Source organism: Psychrobacter sp. 2Y5 (assembly GCF_051847375.1).
In the GTDB taxonomy this organism is placed as follows: Bacteria; Pseudomonadota; Gammaproteobacteria; order Pseudomonadales; family Moraxellaceae; genus Psychrobacter.
Window position 1 is genome coordinate 1 of sequence record NZ_JBPYDA010000015.1, and the last position, 24,825, is coordinate 24,825.

19 protein-coding genes are annotated in these 24,825 nt (G+C 44.4%); 6 read left to right on the top strand and 13 right to left on the bottom strand.

Annotated features, from left to right (window positions below):
- Window positions 1-798: 798 nt before the first annotated feature.
- The gene (locus ACS8E3_RS12065; protein WP_439244505.1) at window positions 799-1,152 is read right to left on the bottom strand and encodes a hypothetical protein; all 354 of its coding nucleotides are present in this window, start codon (window positions 1,150-1,152) and stop codon (window positions 799-801) included.
- A gap of 93 nt (window positions 1,153-1,245) precedes the next feature.
- On the opposite strand from ACS8E3_RS12065, the gene ACS8E3_RS12070 reads away from it, so the two are divergent.
- Entirely contained in the window at window positions 1,246-2,046 is an 801-nt protein-coding gene (locus tag ACS8E3_RS12070; RefSeq protein ID WP_439244507.1) for an NAD-dependent deacylase, read from the top strand.
- Between the two features lie 32 nt (window positions 2,047-2,078).
- Here the strand turns inward: ACS8E3_RS12070 and ACS8E3_RS12075 are convergent, their stop codons facing one another.
- The 4 genes from ACS8E3_RS12075 to ACS8E3_RS12090 form a co-directional block, all read right to left on the bottom strand.
- Entirely contained in the window at window positions 2,079-3,080 is a 1,002-nt protein-coding gene (locus ACS8E3_RS12075; RefSeq protein WP_439244509.1) for an adenosine deaminase, read from the bottom strand.
- Between the two features lie 46 nt (window positions 3,081-3,126).
- Window positions 3,127-3,651 (bottom strand): TPM domain-containing protein, encoded by a 525-nt coding sequence (locus ACS8E3_RS12080; protein WP_439244511.1) that lies wholly within the window; start codon window positions 3,649-3,651, stop codon window positions 3,127-3,129.
- An 88-nt stretch (window positions 3,652-3,739) separates the two neighbouring features.
- Window positions 3,740-4,912 (bottom strand): TPM domain-containing protein, encoded by a 1,173-nt coding sequence (locus tag ACS8E3_RS12085; RefSeq protein WP_439244513.1) that lies wholly within the window; start codon window positions 4,910-4,912, stop codon window positions 3,740-3,742.
- A gap of 46 nt (window positions 4,913-4,958) precedes the next feature.
- On the bottom strand, window positions 4,959-5,588 hold the full coding sequence (locus ACS8E3_RS12090; protein WP_439244515.1) for a LemA family protein: 630 nt from the start codon (window positions 5,586-5,588) through the stop codon (window positions 4,959-4,961).
- 728 nt (window positions 5,589-6,316) lie between these two features.
- Here ACS8E3_RS12090 and ACS8E3_RS12095 point away from each other — a divergent pair.
- Window positions 6,317-7,882, top strand: a complete 1,566-nt coding sequence (locus ACS8E3_RS12095) for an alanine/glycine:cation symporter family protein (RefSeq protein WP_439244517.1) — start codon at window positions 6,317-6,319, stop codon at window positions 7,880-7,882.
- A gap of 271 nt (window positions 7,883-8,153) precedes the next feature.
- Here ACS8E3_RS12095 and ACS8E3_RS12100 read toward each other — a convergent pair whose 3' ends face one another.
- Together ACS8E3_RS12100 and ACS8E3_RS12105 are read right to left on the bottom strand one after the other, a co-directional pair.
- Window positions 8,154-8,771, bottom strand: coding sequence for a fasciclin domain-containing protein (locus ACS8E3_RS12100; RefSeq protein WP_439244518.1), 618 nt, complete (start codon window positions 8,769-8,771; stop codon window positions 8,154-8,156).
- A 355-nt stretch (window positions 8,772-9,126) separates the two neighbouring features.
- The gene (locus ACS8E3_RS12105) at window positions 9,127-9,681 is read right to left on the bottom strand and encodes a fasciclin domain-containing protein (protein WP_439244519.1); all 555 of its coding nucleotides are present in this window, start codon (window positions 9,679-9,681) and stop codon (window positions 9,127-9,129) included.
- A gap of 583 nt (window positions 9,682-10,264) precedes the next feature.
- Here ACS8E3_RS12105 and metH point away from each other — a divergent pair.
- On the top strand, window positions 10,265-14,023 hold the full coding sequence (gene metH, locus ACS8E3_RS12110; RefSeq protein ID WP_439244520.1) for a methionine synthase: 3,759 nt from the start codon (window positions 10,265-10,267) through the stop codon (window positions 14,021-14,023).
- Window positions 14,024-14,459: 436 nt separating this feature from the next.
- Window positions 14,460-15,950 (top strand): hypothetical protein, encoded by a 1,491-nt coding sequence (locus ACS8E3_RS12115; RefSeq protein WP_439244521.1) that lies wholly within the window; start codon window positions 14,460-14,462, stop codon window positions 15,948-15,950.
- A gap of 67 nt (window positions 15,951-16,017) precedes the next feature.
- Here ACS8E3_RS12115 and ACS8E3_RS12120 read toward each other — a convergent pair whose 3' ends face one another.
- The 5 genes from ACS8E3_RS12120 to ACS8E3_RS12140 all read right to left on the bottom strand — a co-directional run bounded on the left by ACS8E3_RS12120 (window position 16,018) and on the right by ACS8E3_RS12140 (window position 19,985).
- Window positions 16,018-16,164, bottom strand: a complete 147-nt coding sequence (locus ACS8E3_RS12120; RefSeq protein ID WP_439244522.1) for a DUF2256 domain-containing protein — start codon at window positions 16,162-16,164, stop codon at window positions 16,018-16,020.
- A gap of 301 nt (window positions 16,165-16,465) precedes the next feature.
- Window positions 16,466-16,951, bottom strand: coding sequence for an META domain-containing protein (locus ACS8E3_RS12125; protein ID WP_439244524.1), 486 nt, complete (start codon window positions 16,949-16,951; stop codon window positions 16,466-16,468).
- A 421-nt stretch (window positions 16,952-17,372) separates the two neighbouring features.
- Window positions 17,373-17,495 carry a hypothetical protein gene (locus ACS8E3_RS12130; RefSeq protein ID WP_439244526.1) on the bottom strand — a complete coding sequence of 41 codons (123 nt, stop codon included), beginning with the start codon at window positions 17,493-17,495 and terminating at the stop codon, window positions 17,373-17,375.
- A gap of 183 nt (window positions 17,496-17,678) precedes the next feature.
- Window positions 17,679-18,776 carry a lipase secretion chaperone gene (locus ACS8E3_RS12135; protein WP_439244527.1) on the bottom strand — a complete coding sequence of 366 codons (1,098 nt, stop codon included), beginning with the start codon at window positions 18,774-18,776 and terminating at the stop codon, window positions 17,679-17,681.
- Window positions 18,777-18,920: 144 nt separating this feature from the next.
- Window positions 18,921-19,985, bottom strand: coding sequence for an esterase/lipase family protein (locus ACS8E3_RS12140; RefSeq protein ID WP_439244528.1), 1,065 nt, complete (start codon window positions 19,983-19,985; stop codon window positions 18,921-18,923).
- A gap of 344 nt (window positions 19,986-20,329) precedes the next feature.
- Between ACS8E3_RS12140 and map the strand changes: the two genes are divergently transcribed.
- Together map and glnD are read left to right on the top strand one after the other, a co-directional pair.
- Window positions 20,330-21,121 (top strand): type I methionyl aminopeptidase, encoded by a 792-nt coding sequence (map, locus tag ACS8E3_RS12145; protein WP_439244530.1) that lies wholly within the window; start codon window positions 20,330-20,332, stop codon window positions 21,119-21,121.
- Window positions 21,122-21,274: 153 nt separating this feature from the next.
- Entirely contained in the window at window positions 21,275-24,019 is a 2,745-nt protein-coding gene (glnD, locus tag ACS8E3_RS12150; RefSeq protein WP_439244531.1) for a [protein-PII] uridylyltransferase, read from the top strand.
- Window positions 24,020-24,119: 100 nt separating this feature from the next.
- Here glnD and ACS8E3_RS12155 read toward each other — a convergent pair whose 3' ends face one another.
- Complete coding sequence (locus tag ACS8E3_RS12155; protein ID WP_439244533.1) at window positions 24,120-24,818, bottom strand: hypothetical protein; 699 nt, start codon at window positions 24,816-24,818, stop codon at window positions 24,120-24,122.
- Window positions 24,819-24,825: the final 7 nt, after the last annotated feature.

A 24,825-nucleotide genomic window follows, 5' to 3' on the forward strand; every position in this document is an offset into this window, starting at 1 on the left:
AGCGATAAAGTGATAACTCATCTTAGACAAAATACAACCATCATAAGGGCATTCGACATTACTCGGCAAGTCTGAATATGAGATTTGTGAGATCAGTGCAGAGACTGGATGACTAATTGACCTTTATGCTACTCATTTGCTAAAGTCTATTGAAGAAGTCTTGGTATTGGCTAGATCCGGTGAGCCCATCAAACGTTTCGTTTGTGAAAGCATCCCCTAGAGCTGCCAAGGCTTCTTCTCTATTTTTGTCAAAGTGCGAGTAGTCACTCAAACATCTCTTAGCTTTCAAATAGCGCTTTCATCGCCGCATAGTACATTAAAAGGATAACGATGCTTATTATGCAAGCATAGTCTCATGACAAGTCGCATAAAGTCAGCTCACAGCTAGCCACGATTTATAGGCATAAAAAAAGCCCTCTTCAAGGCTTCTAGTCTTATTATAAACTGCTCAAGATATACTGTATCGATTTACTATTGTTATAGTTTTTATCCTTAATAAACGATATTGATAATAAAAATAGCAGCTAATGAGGTGATTAAACTAAAAGTTGCTAACGAATACGAAAAGAACCGAACATTACTCATAAAGTACTCTTTTAATATAGAGTGGAGGTAGTCTATCACCCTAATATACTTTATTTAATCTTTATGGCATAGAAATATTAAACTTTGACTGCTAATTAATTAATAAAACAAATAAATTATAGAGAAGATTTTTCATAAGATCTCGGGCGTGTTGAACATTCACAAACGAGTACTGATGTAGCTAAAAGGGTTATAGCTAAATTTAGGCTTGCTCTACTCCGCGTCTGCTAAATGAGCAGCTAACAACTCGCGGCTAGGAGCGCGGTGATAGTTAATGATTGGCACCTCGCCTAATCTACGCTGACCAGCAGCGATGCTGTTATCGATAGTGATCATCGCGACTTTTTTGCCTTGGCGGCTGACGAGTAAATGCTTGGCTTTGCGGCTGACCTGATACTCAGGAAAGCTGTTTTTGAGTAAAGTAACGGTCTTTTGCAGCGCATCGTTCTTGGGTAGTTTATTAGCGCTGGCACCATTCGCCACTTTTGCACCGCGTGCCTTGGCCAGTAGCCACAGTGCAGCCACGACACTTAGCAATATGACAAGCCACCATATTCCGTCTATCATAAAGGCATACATCCATCGTTATTGAATTGAGGGTTATTGAATTGAGGGTTATTAAAGTACGTTGACCATAAAGTGCAGAATGAGGATTAAGTCATGGTAGCAGAATTATCAGCAGAGTTAATAGCACAAGTTCAGCAAGCGGCGCAATTATTACGCTCTGCCAAGCGCATTTGTATTTTGACTGGCGCCGGTATCTCAGCTGAGAGCGGTATCCCAACCTTTCGAGATAAGCAAACGGGCCTGTGGGAGAAGTTTCGCGCCGAGGATCTAGCCAGTCCTATCGCGTTTGCGCGCGATCCTAAGCTGGTCTGGTCTTGGTATCAGTGGCGACGGCAGCTGGTGCATGACAAAGCGCCCAATCCGGCGCATCGAGCCTTAGCGCAGTGGCAATCCGCTAGCGCTTCAGTGCAGCAGCACATCACCTTAATCACCCAAAACGTCGATGACTTGCATGAGCAGGCAGGGAGCGAGGCTGTCCACTTGCACGGTCATCTGTGGAAAAATCGCTGTAGCCAATGCGATAGCGTTTATGAAGATGATCCCAATGCTAAAGATAAGCCGCTCGATTTCGATGAGCAGCTAATCGCTTGCCCACAGTGCGGTGGTTATATCCGGCCTGATATTGTCTGGTTTGGCGAGTCGCTACCGGTGGCCGCTTGGCAAACGGCTGAGGATGCGGCAGCGAATTGCGATATCTTTATGAGTATCGGTACCTCAAGCTTAGTCTATCCGGCGGCAGGACTGGCGCAGCTGGCCAAGCAAAACGGCGCGCAGATCATTGAAATCAACCCTAACCCTACGCCTAGTACGGTGGTGGACCTCACTCTAGCGGCTAAGGCAGGCGCAGTGATGCCGGTATTGATTGACAAAGTAATCAATAAGTCAGACAAGTAGCGTGTTAAGTTGGAGGCTAAATATTTGCGTTATTAAGCATTCGCTGCGGTATCTACTTTATCGAGATACGCTTGCTTTAGTTCCTCGCTGATAAACGCTGATTTAAAAGAGTTTTTGACTAAAGTTATGATATCGTCTGCCGATAAATCGATATGCTCATAAAGGTTGATAAAGTTCTGATTGATATAGCCTTTAAAATAAGCCGGATCGTCGGAATTGACACTGACGTTTAGGCCGTAGTCTAGTAGCTGTTTAATATTGTGCTGCGGATAATCGTCAAATACTTTGAGTTCAATATTGGAGTTGGGGCAGACGGTGAGCGGTATTTGCTCTTCCTTTAGGCGCTGCATCAGTTCTGGGCTATTGATCGACTGCACGCCATGATCGATTCGCTCAATCGCTAATAAGTCCAAAGCCTCATTGATATAGCTAAAATCGGCTTCCTCGCCGGCGTGAGCGACAAGCTTAAAGCCCTCGGCTTTGGCGCGTTTAAACACTGCTTCAAACTTAGCTGGTGGATTGCCTATCTCTGCCGAATCGAGACCGACACCGATGATATCGTCCTTATAGGCTAAGGCTTGCTCGAAGGTCTCAAAGGCGTCTTGCTCAGATAGATGCCGCAAAAAGCACATAATGATAGCAGACGTAATACCGTACTGCTTATGAGCGTCCGCAAGCGCCCTTTTAATACCACCGATGACTGTTGCAAACTCAATACCTCTCTCGGTATGGGTCTGCGGGTCGAAGAATATCTCAGTATGGACGATATTATTGTCCACGCACTGTAAGATATAGGCCCAAGTCAGATCATAAAAATCCTCTTCAGTGATTAAAACATTGGCCCCAGCATAATAGATATCCAAAAAGCTCTGTAGATTCGTAAAGTTATAAGCGGCGCGTACTTCCTCTACTGTCTCATAAGGAATAGTCACCTCATTCTTCTTGGCTAGCCTAAACATTAATTCTGGCTCAAGTGACCCTTCGATATGTAAATGCAGCTCAGCTTTTGGTAGTCTTTTTATCAGCTCAATCATTTTTTACCCTTACCGTGTCTCTGTTATACGTTCTTGTACTTATAGCTTACTTCAAAAAAACCACTGCATCAGATAGCTCGTTACCGGCAGGGTCTTGCTCGAGATGATAGTATTGACGCAGCAGCTGCCCAACCTCATCGAGCAAATCGGCCAGACTCTCCTCGACTTTTTTGCTAGCGATACCGGCCACCGCCTTATCACACATGGCCCGCCATACGGTTGGGCTAACATGGGCGCTGATACCACGATCCGCAATAATGTCTAAGCTTTGCTCACAGATATTGACATAGACTAGGACGCCGGTGTTCTCTTCGGTATCCCACACGCGGTAATCGCTAAATAAATCAATAGCCCGCGCGCGCGCATTTGTATGATAAGCGGCCTGAATCGGCAAAGCATTTTCTATAATTAAGAACACCTCACCGCGATGGCCGATTTCAGCTTCTGTTACCTTCGCGGTCAGACGTGCCCTCGCCTCTGGCGTCAACCACCTACTGTGCAGCACGGGTACAAATGCGACCTGACGCCATAAGCGAGCGAAACTTGCCTGCGACGAGTTATCTTGGACCATGCTTGTGTTTCCTCAAATATGCTATTGCTCTATGAATAAATACTGACTCAATTAGGAATTAGGCGCGGTTAAGTGAATAGCGCGCAGGCTACCAAGAGCCGCCAGCGCCGCCACCACCGAAGCCGCCGCCGCCGCCGCCGAAGCCACCACCACCAAAACCACCGCCGCCGAAACCGCCACCACCGCCGCCAAGACCGGGTAAGAATATCATGCCGCCACCGCCGCCGCGTCCACCGCGACCGCCGCCGCCTGAGCCGCGAGAAATTAAGAATAGCCAGATAAATATAGCCATAATAACGGTCATAAAGAAACCGCCGCCTAACGCTAACGAGCCAGCAAAGAACCCACCCGCGGTTAGAATAGAGCCGAGCACACGGCCGAATATATTAGTAATAAAACTACCGAATATCATCGCCATAAGGAATAAAAAAATAGGCGATGGCAGCTCATCTGAGCCTTGCTCGGCACGGCGCGCTTCTGCTTGCGCGTCGGCGCGGGCTAATATCTCTGGATCGGCGGTTAAGCGCTGCTCGATTTTATCCAAACCGGCTAATAGCCCTGCGCCATAGTCGTTCTGCTTAAAGTAAGGGGTAATGTCTTCACGGATAATACGATTGACTGCAGCATCAGGTAGCACTCCTTCTAAGCCATAACCTGTCAATATATATATCTTGCGATCATTAATAGCAGCTAAGATTAATAGGCCATCGTCGGTATCGGCTTCGCCCAACTCCCATCTTTCAGCCGTCTGCAAAGAGTAATCAAAGATAGGTATACCATCAGTTGTCGGTACGATTACCACCGCCGCTTGCGCAAGCCCCTGACGATAGATGCCTTGCAGCTGCGCCTCTAAGCGCTGCTTTTGTTGCGGGTTTAAGATATTGGCTTGATCGATGACTGGACTATTGAGAATCAGCTTATCCGCATCAACGCCAGCAGCGGTAGATTGAACAGGTGGCGGGTTGTTAGCTTGGGCTGGGTTAGCGGCATTGCTATTAGCATTGGCTGCATTAGGATTGATAGCATCGTTACCTAGTATAGCGTCATTGATTGCCTCATTACCGAGTACCGCATCGTTGATCGCTTCATTAGACTCGCCTGCCTTCGCGATAGCAACTAAGTCTTCAACGCTGCGTTGGTTCTGAACATCAGCATCAGCGCTAGCCACAGCGACCTCATTCTGCGCGGCAGACAGCGCAGAAGTGCTCGCGGCGCTAAGGGCGAATAATACGGCGGTTACGATTGCTCTAGAGTTGCTCATCTAATCTATCTTACCTAGTGTTTTTTCAAATAATGACTTGCTAAAACTATTCACCAAAATCAACTTCAGGTGCGGTAGAGATAGCGTCTTCATTAGCGACCGTAAAGTTCGGCTTAGTATCCATGCCGAACACTTTAGCCGTGATGTTCGTTGGAAACTGACGCACCGTCGTATTATAGCCTTGCACTTCTTGAATATAACGATTACGGGCTACGGCGATACGATTTTCAGTACCTTCTAATTGCGCTTGCAAATCCTGGAAGAGCGCATCGGACTTTAAATCCGGATAGCGCTCTGATACTGCCATAAGTCTGGAGAGAGCACCCGTCATCTGCTGTTGTGCCTCAGCATAACGCTCCATCGCTTCTGGGTCATTAAGGAGCTCTGGAGTAACGGTGATACCGCCCGCTTGTGAGCGTGCTGCCGCCACTTCCGTAAACACCTCTTGCTCTTGATCAGCGTACTGCTGTACCACTTTTACTAAGTTTGGTACTAGATCGTCACGGCGTTGATACTGATTGACCACCTCTGACCAAGAAGCGGTGACTTGCTCATCTTGTGATTGCAAATTGTTATAACCACAACCGCTTAGACTCACGGCTGAGGTCGCTAATACCGCTGATAACAATAAAGGTTTAACAAAAGATAAAGGCTTGATAATAGATTGGCGTGCCATTTATATGTCTCCAAATAATAATCTCATAATGAGTCATGCTTATAGACCGCTACATATAGCTATTCTTAAAACGGTATGTAGGCAATCTAAGTCTATGGTGCTAATGATGGCAACATCATAGCTGTTTTACAATTGACCGTTACCAAAACACAACCGCAAACTAGTAGCAGCGCTACCTTACAAGCCACCAGAAATGATATTTGATAAATTTATTCTCAGTACTAAACTTAAATTGCCTTTTAGTTTGCTTAAGCAAAAAAAACGGTTATGAGATAAAAAATACCTAGTAATTTACTAAAAAATATGGCAAATTGCTGTTACGCAGCCGTACGGTTGGCATACATTTAGTAGTAGATTTAATACTAGATAGAGATAGTCTGTTACAAAGTCTGGTTTTTAGCGTATAGTTATAAAGCTAGCTGTCAGTGCTGATGAACTTATTATCGATTTAGCATAATGTTTTAAAAAACTATCCTATGATATTTTTTAAGTCATTATGACATAACGATATTACTATAGTGTAGTGACCAAGGCGGCAAATGGAATTGCACCGCAGCTCATTGTTTGTTGGAACGTTACAAAAGATATTCATGGAATGAAGCGATGAGCCGCGCGGGTAAACACAAGAAACTCATACTCAGTAGGACGTTCAATAGAAGCCCAAGATAGCTTGGTTGCGGTTTCTATCCTTATCGATACGCTACTGAGGACGTTTGAGGAATATAGATATGGAAGGTTTAGTTGGTTTAGCAAATGACATTATTTGGAGCCCCGCGCTGGTTTATTTATGCTTAGGCGCTGGGCTTTTTTATTCTATTTTAACGCGCTTTGTACAAGTGCGTTTATTTGGCGAGATGCTCAGACTGTTATTTAAGGGCAAACCTGACAATGATGGTATCTCATCCTTTCAGGCACTAGCGGTATCTCTTGCAGGCCGTGTCGGTATGGGTAACATCGCCGGTGTAGCAGCCGCCATCGGTTTTGGTGGCCCAGGTGCAGTATTCTGGATGTGGATTGTGGCCTTCTTGGGCGCATCAACCGCTTATGTCGAGTCTACTTTAGGTCAGATTTATAAAGAGCGCGACGTCGTCACTGGCGAGTATCGCGGTGGCCCGGCTTACTACTTCGAGCGCGCACTTGGCCAAAAATGGTACGGTATTTTATTCGCCATTGCTTCTATTGTCGCTTGTGGGGTGTTCCTACCTGGCGTACAGGCCAACGGCGTTATCAATGCTGTCGCTCAGGTCGCAGGTGAAGGCTCAGCGATGAACTTCATGGGCATAGACACAGGCTCCACTCGTCTAATCGCCTTAGCTATCATCCTAGTGGTTTTAGGCTTTATCATCTTTGGTGGTATCAAGCGTATTGCAACCTTTACTGAATACGCGGTTCCTTTCATGGCATTAGGCTATATCATCCTAGCGCTACTGATTATGTTTACCAACTTTAGCATGATTCCAAAAGTGTTTGGCATGATCATCGGTGATGCCTTTACCGCGCAAGCAGGCTTCGGTGCTGCTATCGGTTGGGGTGTGAAGCGTGGTATTTACTCAAACGAGGCCGGTCAAGGTACAGGTCCACACGCAGCATCAGCTGCCGCGGTCGATCATCCAGCACAGCAGGGCTTAGTACAAGCATTCTCAGTATATGTCGATACCTTGTTAGTTTGTTCTGCTACCGCCTTTATGATTTTATCTACTGGCATGTACAACATTCAAGGAACTTTGGCCGATGGTCAATTCCTAGTACAGAACGTCGCAGCTGACGTTGAGATAAGCTCACCGTCATTTACCCAAATGGCGATGGAATCAGTCTACGGTACTTTTGGTGATACCTTTATTGCGATTGCGGTATTCTTCTTTGCCTTTACTACTATCTTGGCTTACTACTATATCGCTGAGGTCAATATCTCTTACCTCACCCGCTCTATGGGTAAAGGCGCTAGTAAAATCGGTCAATTCGTTGTCAAGCTAGTCATCATGTTCATGGTCGCTTATGGCGCATTGAACAGCTCTGGATTTATCTGGGGACTTGGCGATGTCGGCGTTGGTCTCATGGCATGGCTCAACATTGTTGGTATTATCATTATCTTCTTTGTGGCACGTCCTGCTATCGATATCCTACGCGATTACGAAGCACAGCTCAAAGCAGGTGGTGGTACGACTTCTAATAGATTCGTCTTTGATCCTAAGAAATTCGGTATCAAAAACGCCACTTATTGGGAAGATCGTCATGCCGCTGAAGTTGCGCTAAAAAGACAAGAAACAGATCTGCGTAAAGATCCTAGAGTTTAGACTCTGATAAAAGACAGCGTCAATAAAGAATGAACGTCTTATAAAAACTCGCAGCTTAGGTTGCGAGTTTTTTTATGGCACCTGTCTGCCCTCCTTAGAAAGTTATTTGCTTCGCCTATCAGACCTGCTAGAGCAAATAACCTTTCCTACTTGACATTAGGCGATCTAAAAACTTCATTACCATGTAAGATTGATACCCAAAATTGACGCAAAAAAAAGCCCAACCTATAGGCTGAGCTTCTTTAGAAGTTTGATTTAGGTCTACTAGAGATTACTCAGGCATTAGTACCGTGTCGATAGTGTGAACGACACCATTAGTCGCCATAATATCAGTTCCGGTAATGTTTGCCGTATTACCAGTTGCATCCGTGATGACATTAGCATCGCTAATAGAAATCGTCTTGCCGTTGGCCGTTTCGATATCTGTACCGTAAGGAATATCAGCTGCCATTACCACCATAGGAACAACATGGTAAGGTAGAACGCTGTTGAGTAGCTCAGTATTAGCCAACAGCTCTTCTTTAGTAACGCCTAACTTTTCTAGTACTGGAGCAAAAGCATCATCAGTAGGTGCAAATACAGTGTACTGGCTATCTGTAGACATTAGCATCGAATCAAGACCAGCTGACTGTAGTGCCGCAGTCAGAATCGTTAGGTTTTCGTTGTCTGCTGCTATTTCAGCAATAGACTGAGTCGCCATCGTGTCTGCCATTGGCTCAACCATCGGATCCGCCTCAACTGCCGGATCAACCATCACTTCTGTTTCAGTGACTTCAGTAGTTGTCATCTCTGGCTCTACTGGATCGGCAACCGTTTCCGTGTCGTTACAGGCTGCTAGCGATAAGGCAGAAGTGGCAACCGCTAGAGATAGTATTGTCTTCTTTAACATAAGAGTATCCTTTCTAATTAATATGAGTGGTGTTGTGAATAAAGTTCTTATTGCTGTCATAATTAACGATAGCAATTCAAGTTTGAGAGTAACACATCAAATGGCTAATACTATGTATAGGTAATGATATGGAGGTATAGGTATTGATATGAAGCTTAGACTTATTGTGGCCTTATTCTTTTATGCTTGAAATATCCAGTCTCTACGCAAATAATCGACTTGACTAAATAAACAAATTAAGCTTTTGAACATTGTTAATTAAATAATATTAGTGAACCTTGAATAATGAGCTCATCAAGGTTCACTAACGATTGAGTCAGGCTAACTGTTTAGATTAACCCTTTAAATAGACAGCTTATTTTGGTAATAGCACCTTATCAATAACATGGACCACACCATTTGTTGCTGCAATATCCGTCTTAATGATAGTAGCAGTACGACCGTTTTCATCCATCAGCATTTTCTGCGGAGTAACCATTAAAGTATCGTTACTAGCGGTCATAACATTACCAGGCATAACGTCTTTGGCATACATAGCCATGTCACTATTTACCACGTGATAGCCTAATATTTTTCTCAACAAGGGCTTGTTAGCGAATAGCTCAGCCTTTGTCATTCCTGTATCTTTTAACGCTTGCGCGAAAGCAGCATTGGTTGGTGCAAAGACAGTATAGTTAGCATTAGGATCAGATAACATACCTGCTAAGCCGGCAGCTTGTACTGCTTCTACGAGTATTGAGAAGTCTGCATTACTTTGTGCCACTTGTACTACATTCATTTTGGCCATATTTTGCGTAGTCATAGGCGCTTTCATCGCCGTATTTTTCACTGGCATCATATTATTACAAGCTGATAGACCTGCCAGTGATACCGCTAAAGCTCCTACAGTTGCTAATTTAGTCATTTTCATAGTTATATCCTTATTCATGAAATATCTCCTATTTTTTACCATAGGAGTTGATTTGTTGTTGTATAGAGGGGATCTTTTATAAAAAACTATGAGTCTTGGTTTATCACTTTGGTATATATGCACTAAAATGAATAACAAAACTAAAACTTATAAGAAATTCTTATAGAAGAACAATCCTTCTGAACTCAAATTAACATATAGAATTTCTATATAAATTTGTTATTACGCTACTTTTTGTAATGTCAGTGTAAGTTTTGCTCAGTTTTTAGGCAGTCGCTAACGCCTTAGTTTTACTGTGGAATTCTGTTAGCGTTGTTATCAATATTGAAAATCGAAATGATATTTATTTAAAGTTATCTTGTTTACAAACTTGCTCATACACGACGTTAATATGTTAAGAGATGTTTAAAAAAAATAGCTACCTATATCTTTTTATTGACTCTATAGATAATTAAAATCATAGAAACTGATCTCAAGTGACCCGTAAATGGTTTACTTTTCATGTTAATATGCCTACATTTACTTTTATTATATTAACCAGCTACTCTTCCCTTTTAGACATAATGATATAAGTGCTTCTTCTATGACTTCAAAAACCACGACTAATGATTTTGTGCTAACACCGCCGTCTGTCTTTCCGTACAAAGAGCAACAGCTTAGCGCCCGCGCGCGTATAGAAGCGCAAATGGCAAAGCGTATTTTGATGCTCGATGGTGCGATGGGTACGCAGATTCAGACCTACAAATTAGAGGAAAAAGACTATCGTGGTGAGCGTTTTGCCGATATTGAGCAAGATGTGCGCGGTAATAATGATCTGCTGGTGCTAACGCAGCCGCAAATGATCACCGATATTCATCATGATCATCTCGCAGCAGGTGCAGATATCATTGAGACTAATAGCTTCAATGGCACACGGCTATCGATGGCCGACTACGATATGGAATATCTAGTGCCAGAGCTTAATATTACCGCCGCTCAGATAGCGCGCAAGGCTGCAGACGAGTTTACTGCGAAGAACCCCGACAAGCCGCGTTTTGTTGCAGGGGTCATTGGTCCCACTTCGCGAACATGTTCGCTATCGCCTGATGTCAATGATCCCGCTTATCGTAACGTTACCTTTGATCAGTTAACCGATAACTACCGTGAAGCGACATTAGCGCTAATAGAAGGCGGCGTCGATATTATTTTAATCGAGACCGTGTTTGATACGCTGAACGCTAAAGCGGCGATATTTGCTATCACTGGTGTTTTCGATGATATCGGTTTTGAGCTGCCGATTATGATATCAGGCACCATTACTGATGCTTCGGGTCGTACGCTCTCTGGTCAAACTGCTGAAGCTTTTTATAACTCAGTGCGTCATGCGAAACCTTTGTCGGTAGGCTTCAACTGTGCACTCGGCGCTGATGCGCTACGCCCGCACATCCAAACGCTCTCGAATATCGCCAGTATGTATGTCTCAGCCCATCCAAACGCCGGCTTGCCTAATGAGTTTGGTGAATACGATGAGACCCCTGAACAAACCACCGCGCTGCTAGAAGGCTTTGCCAAAGCAGGCATCTTAAACATCGTGGGCGGCTGCTGTGGTACTACTCCTGAGCACATTCGTCTCATCGCGGAGATGGTCGCTAACTATCCACCGCGCGCGATTCCTGAGATTGCCCCGGCCTGCCGTTTATCAGGGCTAGAGCCATTTACTATTACGCCTGACAGCCTGTTCGTCAACGTCGGTGAACGTACTAACGTTACTGGCTCGAAGAAGTTCCTACGTTTAATCAAAACCGAAGCTTATACTGAAGCTTTGGACGTGGCACGTGACCAAGTTGAAGGCGGCGCGCAAATCGTCGATATCAACATGGACGAAGGCATGCTCGACTCCAAGCAAGCGATGATCCACTTTGTCAATCTGGTCTCAGGTGAGCCGGATATCAGCCGTGTGCCGTTGATGCTCGACTCCTCAAAATGGGAGATCATCGAGGAAGGCCTTAAGCGCGCGCAGGGTAAATGCGTGGTCAACTCCATCTCTCTAAAAGAGGGCTATGAGGAGTTTGTGCGTCATGCCAAGCTCTGTATGCGTTACGGCGCGGCTATCATCGTTATGGCCTTTGATGAAGACGGTCAGGCCGATAGCCTTGAGCGTAAAATTCAAATCTGTCAGCGCAGCTACGATGTGCTCGTTAATGATATCGGCTTCCCGTCTGAAGATATTATCTTTGACCCGAACGTCTTTGCGGTCGCCACCGGCATTACTGAGCATAACAATTATGGCGCAGACTTCATCAACGCCACCAAATGGATCACGGACAACCTGCCTAATGCGATGGTATCGGGCGGCGTCTCTAACGTCTCGTTTAGTTTCCGCGGTAACCCCATCCGCGAAGCTATTAACTCAGTATTCCTCTATCACGCCATTCAGAATGGCCTGACTATGGGCATCGTCAACCCAGCGATGCTGGAGATATATGACGATATTCCTAAGGAAGCCCGCAATGCCATCGAAGATGTAATGCTCAATCGTAATCAAGGCGAGAGCGGTCAAGATGCCACCGAGCGGCTAATGACCGTGGCTGAAAACTTCCAAAACGACGGCAAGAAAAAAGACAGTACCGTCGACATGAGCTGGCGCGAGGGCACCGTAGAAGAGCGCATCGCTCATGCCCTGGTTAAAGGTATCACCACCTTTATCGATGCTGATACCAAAGAGGCTTGGGAGAAATATCCCAAACCGCTAGAGGTCATCGAAGGACCACTGATGGATGGCATGAATATCGTCGGCGACTTATTTGGTTCCGGTAAAATGTTCTTACCACAAGTGGTGAAATCGGCGCGCGTTATGAAGCAGTCGGTCGCTTGGCTGAACCCGTATATCGAAGCGGAAAAAGTCGAAGGCGAGACCAAAGGTAAAATCCTGATGGCGACGGTCAAAGGCGACGTCCATGATATCGGTAAAAACATCGTCGGCGTGGTACTCGGCTGTAACGGCTACGATATCGTCGATCTTGGAGTCATGGTACCGTGTGAGACTATTCTCGATACAGCGATAAAAGAAAAAGTTGATATTATCGGCTTGTCAGGCTTGATTACTCCTAGCCTCGATGAGATGGTCTATGTCGCCAAGCAAATGCAAGAGCGCGGTATGACCCTGCCACTTATGATCGGCGGTGCTACCACTTCTAAAGCGCACACCGCTGTTAAGGTTGAGCCGCAATATAGTAACGATGCGGTCATCTATGTCTCAGATGCCTCGCGCTCAGTCGGGGTGGTGACTAAGCTACTCTCCAAAGACAATCGTCAAGGCCTTATTGATGAGACGCGTGAAGAGTACATCAAAGTACGCGAGCGTCTGGCGAAGCGTCAACCTAAAGCGGCGAAGTTGTCTTATGCCGAATCCATCGAGGGTGGTTTTCAGTACGATTGGGACAGTTATACTCCGCCCGTACCGAATAAACTCGGTCAGGTGATATTAGACGACTACCCTATCGATAACTTGCTACCTTATATCGACTGGACACCGTTCTTTATCTCTTGGGGACTGGCTGGTAAATACCCCAAAATCCTTCAAGATGAGGTCGTTGGTGAGGCAGCGCGTGATTTGTTCGATAATGCTAAAAACTTAATGCAAAAGATGATCGATGAAAAGCTCATTGTGGCCAAAGGGGTGTTTAAACTTGCCCCAGCCAAGCGCACTAGCGCAGATACGATTAGCGTTTATGACAAAGCGCTTGAAGACGGCGGACAGCCAACACATACCTTTGAGCATTTGCGCCAGCAGTCGGACAAAGCCAGTGGCAAGCCCAACTTTAGCTTAGCGGACTTTATCTCGCCATCAAGTAGCCACACCGATCATATCGGTGGCTTTACGGTATCGATAGTTGGCACCGAAGACTTGGCTGAGCATTACAAAGCAGCAGGTGACGACTACAACGCGATCATGGTACAAGCGCTATCCGATCGCCTAGCCGAAGCCTTTGCTGAGCATTTGCATGAGCTGATCCGTAAGGACTATTGGGGCTACCAAGCTGATGAAAATTTAACCAATGATGAGATGATTAAAGAAAAGTACGTCGGTATCCGCCCTGCCCCTGGCTACCCTGCTTGCCCTGAGCATACGGAAAAAGGCAAATTGTTTGATTGGCTCGGTACGGTTGACGCTATCGGTACGACGTTGACTGAGAGCTTTGCGATGTGGCCAGCGTCTTCGGTAAGCGGTTTCTATTACTCCCATCCTGATAGCGAATACTTCAACGTCGGAAAAATAGGCCGAGATCAGTTAGAGGATTATGCTAAGCGGAAAGATTGGGATATGAATACCGCTGAGAAGTGGTTAAATCCGAATCTGTAGGGTTATTAAAGGTTTAGCAGAATATTGTGAATTGCCTTTGGCGTACTAATTAAAATTTAGTACGCCAAATTTTTTGTCTTTGTTATTATTTTTATCACAGTGTCTTTAGTCATATCTTATTTGACACTATTTAATAGTGACACCGCCATTTTTTATTTTTTAAGCACAATTCAAAGAAGCTTTAGCTTTTTTGTGCGACAACACGTATACCACATCCTCTCACCAGACGTTTAAACTGTCTTTTTTTCTTAATATTTTAATTCGCTTATCCGGATTGTTTTTGATATATTCAATATTGTGAATATAATTAAGGTGTGCTAGTTATATTCTATGCCGTCATCTTGAAGGCATTTTTCTTTTTCTACTAAAAGGAGGAACAAGGACGTTCGTGTGAGCTTAGTTCGATTTTACATTTTTTATTCAAGGAGAGATAAAAATGAAACCCTTCAAATTGACACTACTGGCCATTACTACAGCGCTGTTTTTACAAGGATGTGGTGATGATAATGATGGACCATCTACGTCGCAACCTGATCAGTCAGATATTGACACTAATATCGTCGGCTTTTGGAGTGAAGATAGTAGTAATGACAACAGCTTGAGCGCCATATCTTTTATGAGTGACGGTACTTATGTGCAAGTTCAGGTTGACAACGAATCGCTGGTTGATGATCCACAAGGCGGTCTTGAATGGGGAACCTATGAGATTGACAGTAAAACTGGAGAATTAACCACCACACAGCTGTTTGACGAGAATGGTAGTATGGGTTTGTCAGATGCGCCAAACCTATCAGCCCGTGTATCTAACGGTAAGCTGATCCTGGAAGTCGATGAGAACGAAAACGGTAGCATCGATAGTGATGAACAATATAAGTTCTCAGAAATCGAGCCTGATGGCATCGTAGGCGCTTGGAGCTTTGACGATGTAGACGATACAGATGATGAGCTGATTGGAGTCGCTTTTTTAGATGAGAGTCAGTACGTTCATGTACAGGTAAATTCGGATCTCTCAGTTGATAATGATGAAAACGGTCTTGAATGGGGTACTTATGCGATCAACCCATCCACCAATCAACTCACAACCACTCAAACCTTTGATAGTAATGCTGGCAAAGGGCTATCAGAGCCAAGCACTCGTTACGCGCGCGTGACTGATGATGAGCAGCTCATCCTTGATGTCGATGACGATTCATTTACCTTCTCAAGAACTGCTGTTCAAGAGTCAGTCGATGAGCAGATGCTATCAGGGCTGTGGCGAATGGATCTTGGTAACGAAGAGCTAGTGACTCTATCATTTTTAGACGATGGTACTTATGTACAAACCCAAGTGACTGGTCCTACTTCCTCAAGAGGCTCGGATAATGGTATTGAGTGGGGCGAATACTCGCTAAAAGCAAATAATGAATTAGAAATTGACGATGTCATTTTTGATAATAATGGCAGTTCTGGCTTATCAGATGAGTTACTAAGAACGGTACAAATCACTGGTGATATACTGACGTTAGGCGTCGACGAGGACGATAGCGGGATAGTCGACAACGACGAAAAGTATCAGTTTACCAAAGCTAAGTCTGAAAACGAATTAGGTATCTGGAAGGCACGGGCTGGTGAACTTGATGATGAATTGGTATTATTTGGCTTTTTAGATGATCAAACCTTTTTCCATATCGAGGTAGATCAAGATTTGCCTTATGAATACGGTACTGTTCCACTTGCCGGTATGGACTGGAATACTTATACGCTAAGTAATAATGGTCTATTTACGCTTGGGCAGTCTCTATATAGTAGTACCGGCGGTGACGATTTATCATTTTATTATCAGATGAGTATCAAAATTGAAGGTAATAAACTTACTTTCATCGGCTACGAAGACCAAGATGAAGTACAGAACAATGACGGCGAAGATGTCATTTTTGATCGTCAATAATAATTAAAAAACACTACAACATAAAATTCAGCTTATTCATTGATGGGCTGAATTTTTTATTCTCTAACTATTCGATTTTTACTTTACTTCGCCGACAGCGCTCCGAACAATACACCACATTGTCCCAATCCTTCTCCCATTTTTTACGCCAGGTAAAGGGGCGTTGGCAAACTGGGCAAATCTTCTCAGGTAGGTTTTGTTTTTTATGTGCCATGATGGTGCCTTTTACTATCTATGACGCTGGGCTAAAAGTGCCAGCCTACAACGAGAGTATAATTTCGAGATAATGATTATATATTGACCGCTGTTTATTCATAATCTTAAAGTGCTTTTAATCAATTGAATGACTGTAAAGTCTAGTATTTCTCATCATAAGCCTACTTCATTCAATTGCTAAGTTATTTTTGCAAAAAAACGCCCTACTTAAAAAGTAAGGCGCTCTTTATTGGTTGTATCAATGTTATCTTACATTGAAATCGGTTTTATATTTTATTATATACCGATCAGAACTATTTCTACTTAGCAACGGCTTTAAAATGAGCAACTTGATTATCGTTACGAATAGTCAAGATAGGCACATTGTTCGCATTTCTATTTAGGCTATATTTACCTTGTACAGTCGCCATAGTCGCCGTGTCAAAGCTAGCTTGTGGCTCAGGACAAGCCTTCATAGTACTTATTACGTTACCTAGCTGCACATTATTATCAACAACGCGATAAGTGCCACCGATATTATTACAAGTATTCATGAAGCTAACGCGTTGGTTGCCATTGTCTTTAAAGAAGTTCAAAGTTAGCGGATTATTTGGCATAGTGAATAGCTGGGTTACTTTCTCGCCATTAGCGCGCTTGGCATCTACTAGTTGCCAATTATAGGCTTCAAGGGCATCAACTGTTAGGGGCTGAGCGACTGGAGCGGTCACGCCAGGAGTGGTTTGGCAACCGGCAAGCGTACCAACAGCTAGCGTGGCAGCCATAGCTAATTTAGTCATATTTTTCATATCTTCTCCTAAAAAGTTAAGTAAATGATTTGGTTATTAGTTGATAGTAATGCGTTAATAGGCATTTATCATAACAGATCTATTAATTTTTCTTTTGACCGAACTGTACAGCTATTATCCACAACATCCTCGTCACTGTCATCACTAGTTGAGTATATGCTTAGCTCTTTCTTTGTTCCACTTTGGAGGGGTTTTGCTAACGACGCTTGCTAGTTGTCTTCTTAGCTGCTAACTGACTGCCGTTTGATAATTTTTTTATTGTATTGCTTCATATATAGTACCGCTCATCGTAAAGCTGACCTAAAAAAACCTCGCTAGCTAGCAAGGCTTAATAGAACTTGAAATAAATAAAATGGACCCTGTAAGCTATAACATCAACTTTGAATAAGTTACTTTTGAGTTATTAGCTCATTGAATGGTCTTAAATAACATCGGTACCAGTAATATTTGGCTCAGCGGTGGGCTGCGTCGCTAATGATTGGCAACCTGCCAATACGCTGACTAAAGCAATGCTAGTCATCAACAATTTGATCGTGTTTTTCATTTGAGCTCCTAATATTAGTACTAAATGAGTTTATTGATATCATTATTAAACAAGAACAACTATAACATTTCACATTGCTCTTATTAATAAACTTAACTGAATCAGTTTCTATTAACTACTATTTTCATCATTGCTATAAGTTACTTAGTGTTAATAATTATATTTTATTGTAACCAATACTAACTACTTTTGGGCTATCTTCTCCAAAGCGGCGTAACCGGCCAAACGTTTACGCTCGGCATCGTCAAATAACTGTTTTTCTAACTGGGTGATTTGAGTTTGTGCCTGCGCCTTGTCAGCGGTTTGAGCCAGAATTTGCTGCTTTTGTCTTTGTAACTGCTGAAAACGCTGATCGAAATTGGCGTCTTGCTGATCAACTTGGGCAAGCCTTTTTGCTGCCGCCTCGCCTACTAGCTCACGGCGCATGTTATACAGTGCTTCAGGCGATGCACCTTTCGCTTTCATCTGCTTAGTACGCGCCATCAGCTCGCTTAAGTTGGCTTGCTGCTCGATATTGGCCTTGATAGTGTTATCGGGCATACGGCTAATGTAGTCTTGCCGTGCCGCTTGTTTTTGTGCCTCGGAGAGTTGCTGGTTTTGGTTGATTCTGACCATCTCCATACTATAGTTGTCGTACTCCTCCTCGCTACCAAAAAAAGCGACAATCGTCTCTTGGGCAAAAAACTGCTGGCGCAGCTGAGCCACATCCTGTCTTTGCTGCGCTACGGCATTTAAATCTAACTGACCACTTTTGGTCGCTTGCAGTTGCAAATTGCCATAGCGCTTCTCTATGTCAGGGATGGCTTTGAGGTAGGCGACATACTGATCAAAGATAGCCACGGCTTGACTAGCGGCTGGCTCAGGGGTGTGATAACGGATATAGCTCTCAACGCGAGCATAAATAGTGGCTTCGCTCTCTTCACCGAGCGCTGATAAAAAATAATCGAATAAGCGCCGTAAGCCTTCAGTCACCACCAATTGCTTATTTTCATCGATGATAATCTCGCCATCGACATCTGTACCTTGCAAGGACCGCGGTAGGCTTTCAAGACCTGTGGTAAAGGTATTAGTTTGCGGCGCTAGTGCCTCCTCACCTTTATCAGGATCTGACATAGCTGTCATCGAACTGTCGCTGTCATTATCGGCAGCGCTAGCCACCGCTGTCATTGGCTCAGCAGAGCTTCGGTCAGGCTTAAACCAGATAATGACTGCAATAACACCTATCACAAGAGCAAGAATAATGAGCAGGCCATAAGGAAAACGGCGGTTATTGGAGGTCATAGCGATTCTTTGCCTATTTACTATTTATATTGAAGACATAGCTTAGTTTATTTTATGAGCAAGCAGGGTCAACCGAGTTGACCCTGCTTATTGTTGTTTAGACAAACTAGATGTTAACGCTGCTAATATAGGCGTGATAGCGAATTACATACCCGCTTTTTTCAGACGATTGGCTTGATCGCGGTAGACTGTCTTGGGATTGGGCTGACCCCAAGCGACTAAACCTAATAGTTGGTTGACGGAGTCTAAGTGATTCATCTTATAATCATCACGGATAACGTAACCCAACCGACTAGAGCAAGCTGATACTAAGCCATCATTGGGATCATCATAAGCCTGTGAGGTGGCTAACATCACATAATCAATAGGATCAAGGACATTGGTCACTTGACCAACACCACTGAAAGAATAGTAATTAATACCATTGACTTTAGTTGCAGTCGGCTGACCACAGTAGCTAGTAGGCATCGCTGCAGAGAATTCGCGATTGAAGTCTTTTGTGTATTCAGTCGTCAAGGCCGTTACCGCACCAAAACCATCCTGCTCTTGCAACTCGTTAATAGGAATACCGGCGTTTAGATCCATAAAATTACCTAGAAAGCCAAATAGCGTTAAAGCGGCTTTGGTCGCGGTATTGTACTCGCCATTGACTCTGTCATTATCGATCTGCTCAACCACCCAATCCGCTAATGCAGCGCCTTGACCAGGACTGGCAACCGCCGTCACTGAAGCGACATACTGCGGCGCAACGCCAGCGACATAGCGGATATCGTGTCCACCGTGACTGTGTCCGAGCAGATTAACTTTCGGACTGCCAGAGACGGCACTAATGGTTTTGACTTGCTGTAATAACTGCTCACCGCGCACTCTACTATCATTAAAGGACGAGGTCTTAGTGGCATAAACGTCTGAGCCACCGCTCATTAAAGTTTGCGGAATACCATAGAAATAATCGATGCCTAGCAGTTTAGTAAAACCGACTAGGCCATGAGTCATTACTAACGGGTACTTGGTATCAGTATGGCTTGAGGTCCACCATTTGCTATCTACTTTTTGACAGCCAGTAGCATTGGCGCAGTTATAGAAACTTCCAGCAGCTTGCGCTGATGTGGCTGGCATGGTCAGTAATAAAGCGCTAGTACCTAAAGCACTTAGCATGGGTAGCATTTTGTTTTTTGATACTGCGAAGAGAGAGGCCTTGAGAGTCATGAGCACATCCTTGTTATTATTGAGGTTTATCGGTCTTTGTATAAGCTCAATTACATAAACTACTGAGTACAAACTACTTAGTCGCAATCAGTAGCAGCTCGCAAAAACCTATGCCAATCCATTTAGCATTCGAATTACATTACTCATATACTTTGTAATAATCAATTGACAATACGTGTTTTTTGAAAACCGATAGGTCAATAACCGACTTTTGACGGCTAAGGGGATATTGTGATTCATACACACTATCTCCATATAATGTGCAACAAAGCTGTTCAATCCTTAAATAGTACATTTATGCTATAATTAGGGCACTTTAAATCTTTAACTGTAAGTATAACAATATGATAAAAAAATCTCTCATTCAGTCTCCTGAAGCCTTAGATAAAATGCGCGTGGCAGGCAAGCTTGCCAGCGACGTCCTAGTGATGTTAGATGAGCATGTCAAGGTTGGCGTCAGTACCGAAGCGCTGAACCAAATCGCTCATGATTATATCGTCAACGAGCAACAAGCGATTCCGGCACCGCTGAACTATAATGGCTTCCCAAAATCTATCTGTACTTCTGTCAATCACGTGGTCTGTCACGGCATTCCTACCGAAAGCAAACTTCTTAAAGACGGCGACATTATCAATATTGATGTGACAGTGATCAAAGACGGCTACTATGGCGATACTTCTAAGATGTGGATCGTCGGTGAAGGCTCTATCATGGCTAAGCGCATTTGTGATGTCGCGCAAAAAGCGCTCTACGCGGGTATGAGTGTGGTCAAAGACGGCGCCCGTCTCGGCGATGTCGGCGCGGCGATTCAAGAGGTCGTCGAGCCTGAGCGTTTTAGTATCGTACGTGAGTTCTGTGGTCACGGTATATCTAATGAGTTTCACCACGAGCCGCAAGTCATGCATTATGGCAAAAAAGGCACAGGCTTTGAGCTCAAGACGGGCATGACTTTTACCATTGAGCCGATGATCAACCAAGGCACTTGGCAGACCAAAATTTTGCCAGATGAATGGACGGCGATTACCAAAGACCGTAAGCTCTCAGCGCAGTGGGAGCATACAATGGTGGTCACGGACAATGGCTGCGAAGTCTTTACTACTCGTCCCGAAGAAGACTTGAGTTTTTTGACTCAGTAGTTACATAAAGAAAAGATCGCTTACGCGGTCTTTTTTTTGCGGTTGATTTATACTTTATAGTATTAAAACAAAACATAGTATGACAACCCTCAGCTGTAGCTTTACAGCTCTCAGTTTTCGATTTCTAAGTATTTGGTTTATGGGATAACGATCATGTTCACTTGCGATGTTGCATCTATGTATATTACGCCGTTACCAGCATTGGCTCCGCCTGATGAGTCAACAGGCACGCCTTTATTGGTCGTCAGTGATCCCAGCAAACACTCTTTATTAGGTATCCCTGAGTGGCTAGCTCAGATCAAAGAAGATATCAGCCGAGCGCTTGAGCGCGGGGTCAATATCAGACAACTGGTAGCCGCACGCGCCTGCGCTATCGATGAGCTATTAAGCAGTCTTTTTTTATGGTTCGAATTGGAGCAGACTGATCTGGCACTATTTGCCGTTGGCGGCTATGGCCGCGGTGAGCTGTCTTTGTATTCAGACATCGACATTTTATTACTGTCTCCTAATATAATCACCAAAGAGGTCAGTAATAAAATAGACCGCTTAGTCGCTATGCTTTGGGATGTTGGCCTTGAACCAGCGCTGGCTGTGCGTAGCGTCGATGACTGCTTAGAGGCCGCTCATGATCACACAGTAGCCAGCTCCTTGCTAGAAGCAAGACTGCTCATAGGCAATAATGACCTAAAAAACACGCCTATCGCCGTCGTTAATAAGCTATGGTCACAGCTCGACTTCTATGAGATTAAAATCGAGGAAGCCAAAAACCGTTATCTACAACACAATGCTACCGAATACAATCTTGAGCCAAATATAAAAACAGCCCCTGGCGGTCTGCGTGATATTCATATTATCGGCTGGGTCACTAAGCGCTATTTTCGGGTCGGTAAGCTCTATGACTTAGTACAGCAGAGCTTTTTGACCGAAAAGGAGTTTGATGAGCTCAGCTTTGCCGAGAGTTATATCTGGCAAATACGTCATTATTTGCATGAGCTGACCGGCCGTAATGAAAATAGGCTGTTGTTCGATTATCAACGTGATATCGCTGCGCTTATGGGTTATGAGACTCAGCCTGATGATGAGCCTAATGCGGCGGTCGAGCGCTTTATGCGTGATTATTATCGCTGCGCTATGCAAATCTCAACGCTGTCTGAGATGCTAACCAATCACTATTTTGAGACCATCATAGAGCCGCACCTGCCTATCGATGAGCGCCCAAGCAAGCGCCCCTTAACCGCGCGCTTCAATCAAATTGGCGATCAAATCGCTATCGCCCATCATCGTGTGTTTGCTCAGCATCCCGAAGCTATCTTGGAGATGTTCTTACTTATGGGACAACATGGACTCAAAAAAGTCCGTACCCATACGCTGCGCGCGCTCAAAGTAGCCGCCCGCGGTATTGATCAAAACTATCGTGACACTCCTGAGCATCAAGCGCTGTTTTTGGCTAATCTTAAAGAGCAAAACTATCTATTTCATCGTCTGCGAACGATGAACCGTTACGGCGTCTTAGGTAATTATATTCCTTCTTTTGCGCAAGTGACGGGGCTGATGCAGTATGACTTGTTCCATCGCTATACGGTCGATGCGCATACGCTGTTTTTGATTCGTATTTTGCATCGCTTTACCGATGACAGGTTTCAACAAGACTTTCCGCTAGTTAGCGCTATCTTTCAGCGTATTGAACGTAAAGAGATTTTAGTGCTCGCGGCGATGTTCCATGATATTGCCAAAGGTCGCGGCGGTAATCATAGCGAGCTTGGGCAGACCGAATCGATCGAGTTTTGTCTCAAGCATGGCATGAGCTTAGCGGATGCTAATCTGGTGGGCTGGCTGACGCGTTATCATTTACTGATGTCGATGACCGCGCAAAAAAAGGACATATCAGACCCTGATGTAGTGACTGTATTTGCCGATCTTGTCAGTAATGTCACTCATCTCAATCATCTGTATGTACTCACCGTTGCCGATATGAATGCCACTAATCCGCAGCTCTGGAATAGCTGGCGCGCCAGTCTTATGAAGCAGCTGTACTCGCAGACGCGGCGTATATTGCGTGCTGATATCGACGCTCCTACCAACCGTCAAGATATGATCCGCGCCACTCGTAAGCAGGCTATGCAGATGCTTGACTCAGCAGACAATCAGCACATGGACCGCGAAGAGGTGCTAAGGCTTTGGGACGACTTAGGCGATGAGTACTTTTTACGAGAGATTGCTGAGGATATCCTTTGGCACACGGCAGCGATTTTGGCGCATCCGCCGATTGGACGGGCCTCAGATGCTGATAGTGCGCCTTTAGTAGTGCTACGCGAGCACAGAGAGCTGGCGCTAGATGCGGTACAAGTGTTCGTCTACACCCAAGATCAGGATAATCTATTTGCAGTGACGATGGCGGTCTTTGATCAGATGAACTTGGATGTGTTAGATGCACGTATTATCACTGCTACGCGTGATTTTGCTCTAGACTCTTACGTCTTGCTTGATCGTAGCGGTACCTTATTGACGGAAGCTGACGAGCAAGAAGAGTTAAAACAGCGCCTAATCGATGCGTTCAAAGATCCTAGCGCTCCGAAATTGACCAGCAAGCGCCTGCCTCGGCAATTACTGCATTTCGATGTTCCAACGACGATCAGCTTTGAGTTCAACGAGGCTTCTAACCAGCATATTATGAGTTTACAAACACTGGACCAACCCGGATTGTTGGCCCGTGTGGGTCAAGTATTTTTGCAGCAAAATATAGAAGTGCACGCCGCTCGTATTACCACCTTAGGTGAGCGTGCTGAAGATATGTTTTATATTAGTGACCGAAATGACGCACCCTTATCTGATGCTATGTTAGCTACCCTAAAAGAGGCATTGATAGCCTCTCTGAGTGTTCGCGCAGATCATAGCTGATACCGTTATCACTAGGGTCAGTTGTCGCTGATAAATAGGACGGCTAGTTACCCCTATTTATGAGTGCATGCTGATGAGCTAAAGCTTTTATGCGTTAAGACTATGACACCGTACTTCTATAAATGATGTCTTCAGCAACATCATTGAGCTCATCTTCGGCAAGCTCTAATGGCAATGAACCTGCCTGCGTTTCATACTGTAAAATCAATCTTCCAGCATCAATTTCACGATTGAGTAAAGTATATAAGCTCATTAGCTGTATCTGTTTGTCATACTGCTCGTAGATACTGTGTAGGGAAATGGGCGCTTGAGAATGAACGTCTGGAAACAGACTGTCTGAGGCTAAAATCATCATTTCATTGAACGACTGCTCTCGTTTTAGCTCCGCTCTGTGGAACTTGTTTTGTAATAGTCTGGCTAGATTGCCTTTAAAGACAAAGGCGGCGATAAAGACTAAAGTTTGTAAGGCAAATATAAGCACATATTGCTGTAACGAGAGTGATAAATTTAGCATTTTGCTCGCTAGCATTAGCACTAATGCCACGATGAAATAGCTAACTAAATGCCAAAGCAGCCACATCATCATACTGCTCTCCCCGAACCAAAATATCTGTCGCTCTTTGAGGTCAATAAGACTTTGATGAGCTTGCCACCATTGCTGCTCACGACTCTTCAATTGCTCACATACTTTACTCGCATGTTTTGAGTCGCAATCATACTTTACTGCTGGGTTTGCGATATTATCCAACTCCATACCGCTAATACTATCAGGTTTAGAAGCTTTGTAACTTTTAGTCATAATTATC

What these genes read in the sequence shown, in the direction of transcription:
- ACS8E3_RS12090 (WP_439244515.1), bottom strand. Translation starts at nt 5,588, where the DNA reads ATGGCACGCCAATCTATTATCAAGCCTTTATCTTTTGTTAAACCTTTA.
- ACS8E3_RS12075 (WP_439244509.1), bottom strand. Translation starts at nt 3,080, where the DNA reads ATGATTGAGCTGATAAAAAGACTACCAAAAGCTGAGCTGCATTTACAT.
- ACS8E3_RS12140 (WP_439244528.1), bottom strand. Translation starts at nt 19,985, where the DNA reads ATGACTCTCAAGGCCTCTCTCTTCGCAGTATCAAAAAACAAAATGCTA.
- ACS8E3_RS12155 (WP_439244533.1), bottom strand. Translation starts at nt 24,818, where the DNA reads ATGACTAAAAGTTACAAAGCTTCTAAACCTGATAGTATTAGCGGTATG.
- ACS8E3_RS12070 (WP_439244507.1), top strand. Translation starts at nt 1,246, where the DNA reads ATGGTAGCAGAATTATCAGCAGAGTTAATAGCACAAGTTCAGCAAGCG.
- map (WP_439244530.1), top strand. Translation starts at nt 20,330, where the DNA reads ATGATAAAAAAATCTCTCATTCAGTCTCCTGAAGCCTTAGATAAAATG.
- ACS8E3_RS12125 (WP_439244524.1), bottom strand. Translation starts at nt 16,951, where the DNA reads ATGAAAAATATGACTAAATTAGCTATGGCTGCCACGCTAGCTGTTGGT.
- ACS8E3_RS12095 (WP_439244517.1), top strand. Translation starts at nt 6,317, where the DNA reads ATGGAAGGTTTAGTTGGTTTAGCAAATGACATTATTTGGAGCCCCGCG.
- ACS8E3_RS12080 (WP_439244511.1), bottom strand. Translation starts at nt 3,651, where the DNA reads ATGGTCCAAGATAACTCGTCGCAGGCAAGTTTCGCTCGCTTATGGCGT.
- ACS8E3_RS12100 (WP_439244518.1), bottom strand. Translation starts at nt 8,771, where the DNA reads ATGTTAAAGAAGACAATACTATCTCTAGCGGTTGCCACTTCTGCCTTA.
- ACS8E3_RS12115 (WP_439244521.1), top strand. Translation starts at nt 14,460, where the DNA reads ATGAAACCCTTCAAATTGACACTACTGGCCATTACTACAGCGCTGTTT.
- ACS8E3_RS12130 (WP_439244526.1), bottom strand. Translation starts at nt 17,495, where the DNA reads ATGAAAAACACGATCAAATTGTTGATGACTAGCATTGCTTTAGTCAGC.
- ACS8E3_RS12065 (WP_439244505.1), bottom strand. Translation starts at nt 1,152, where the DNA reads ATGATAGACGGAATATGGTGGCTTGTCATATTGCTAAGTGTCGTGGCT.
- ACS8E3_RS12120 (WP_439244522.1), bottom strand. Translation starts at nt 16,164, where the DNA reads ATGGCACATAAAAAACAAAACCTACCTGAGAAGATTTGCCCAGTTTGC.
- metH (WP_439244520.1), top strand. Translation starts at nt 10,265, where the DNA reads ATGACTTCAAAAACCACGACTAATGATTTTGTGCTAACACCGCCGTCT.
- ACS8E3_RS12085 (WP_439244513.1), bottom strand. Translation starts at nt 4,912, where the DNA reads ATGAGCAACTCTAGAGCAATCGTAACCGCCGTATTATTCGCCCTTAGC.
- ACS8E3_RS12135 (WP_439244527.1), bottom strand. Translation starts at nt 18,776, where the DNA reads ATGACCTCCAATAACCGCCGTTTTCCTTATGGCCTGCTCATTATTCTT.
- glnD (WP_439244531.1), top strand. Translation starts at nt 21,275, where the DNA reads ATGTTCACTTGCGATGTTGCATCTATGTATATTACGCCGTTACCAGCA.
- ACS8E3_RS12105 (WP_439244519.1), bottom strand. Translation starts at nt 9,681, where the DNA reads ATGAAAATGACTAAATTAGCAACTGTAGGAGCTTTAGCGGTATCACTG.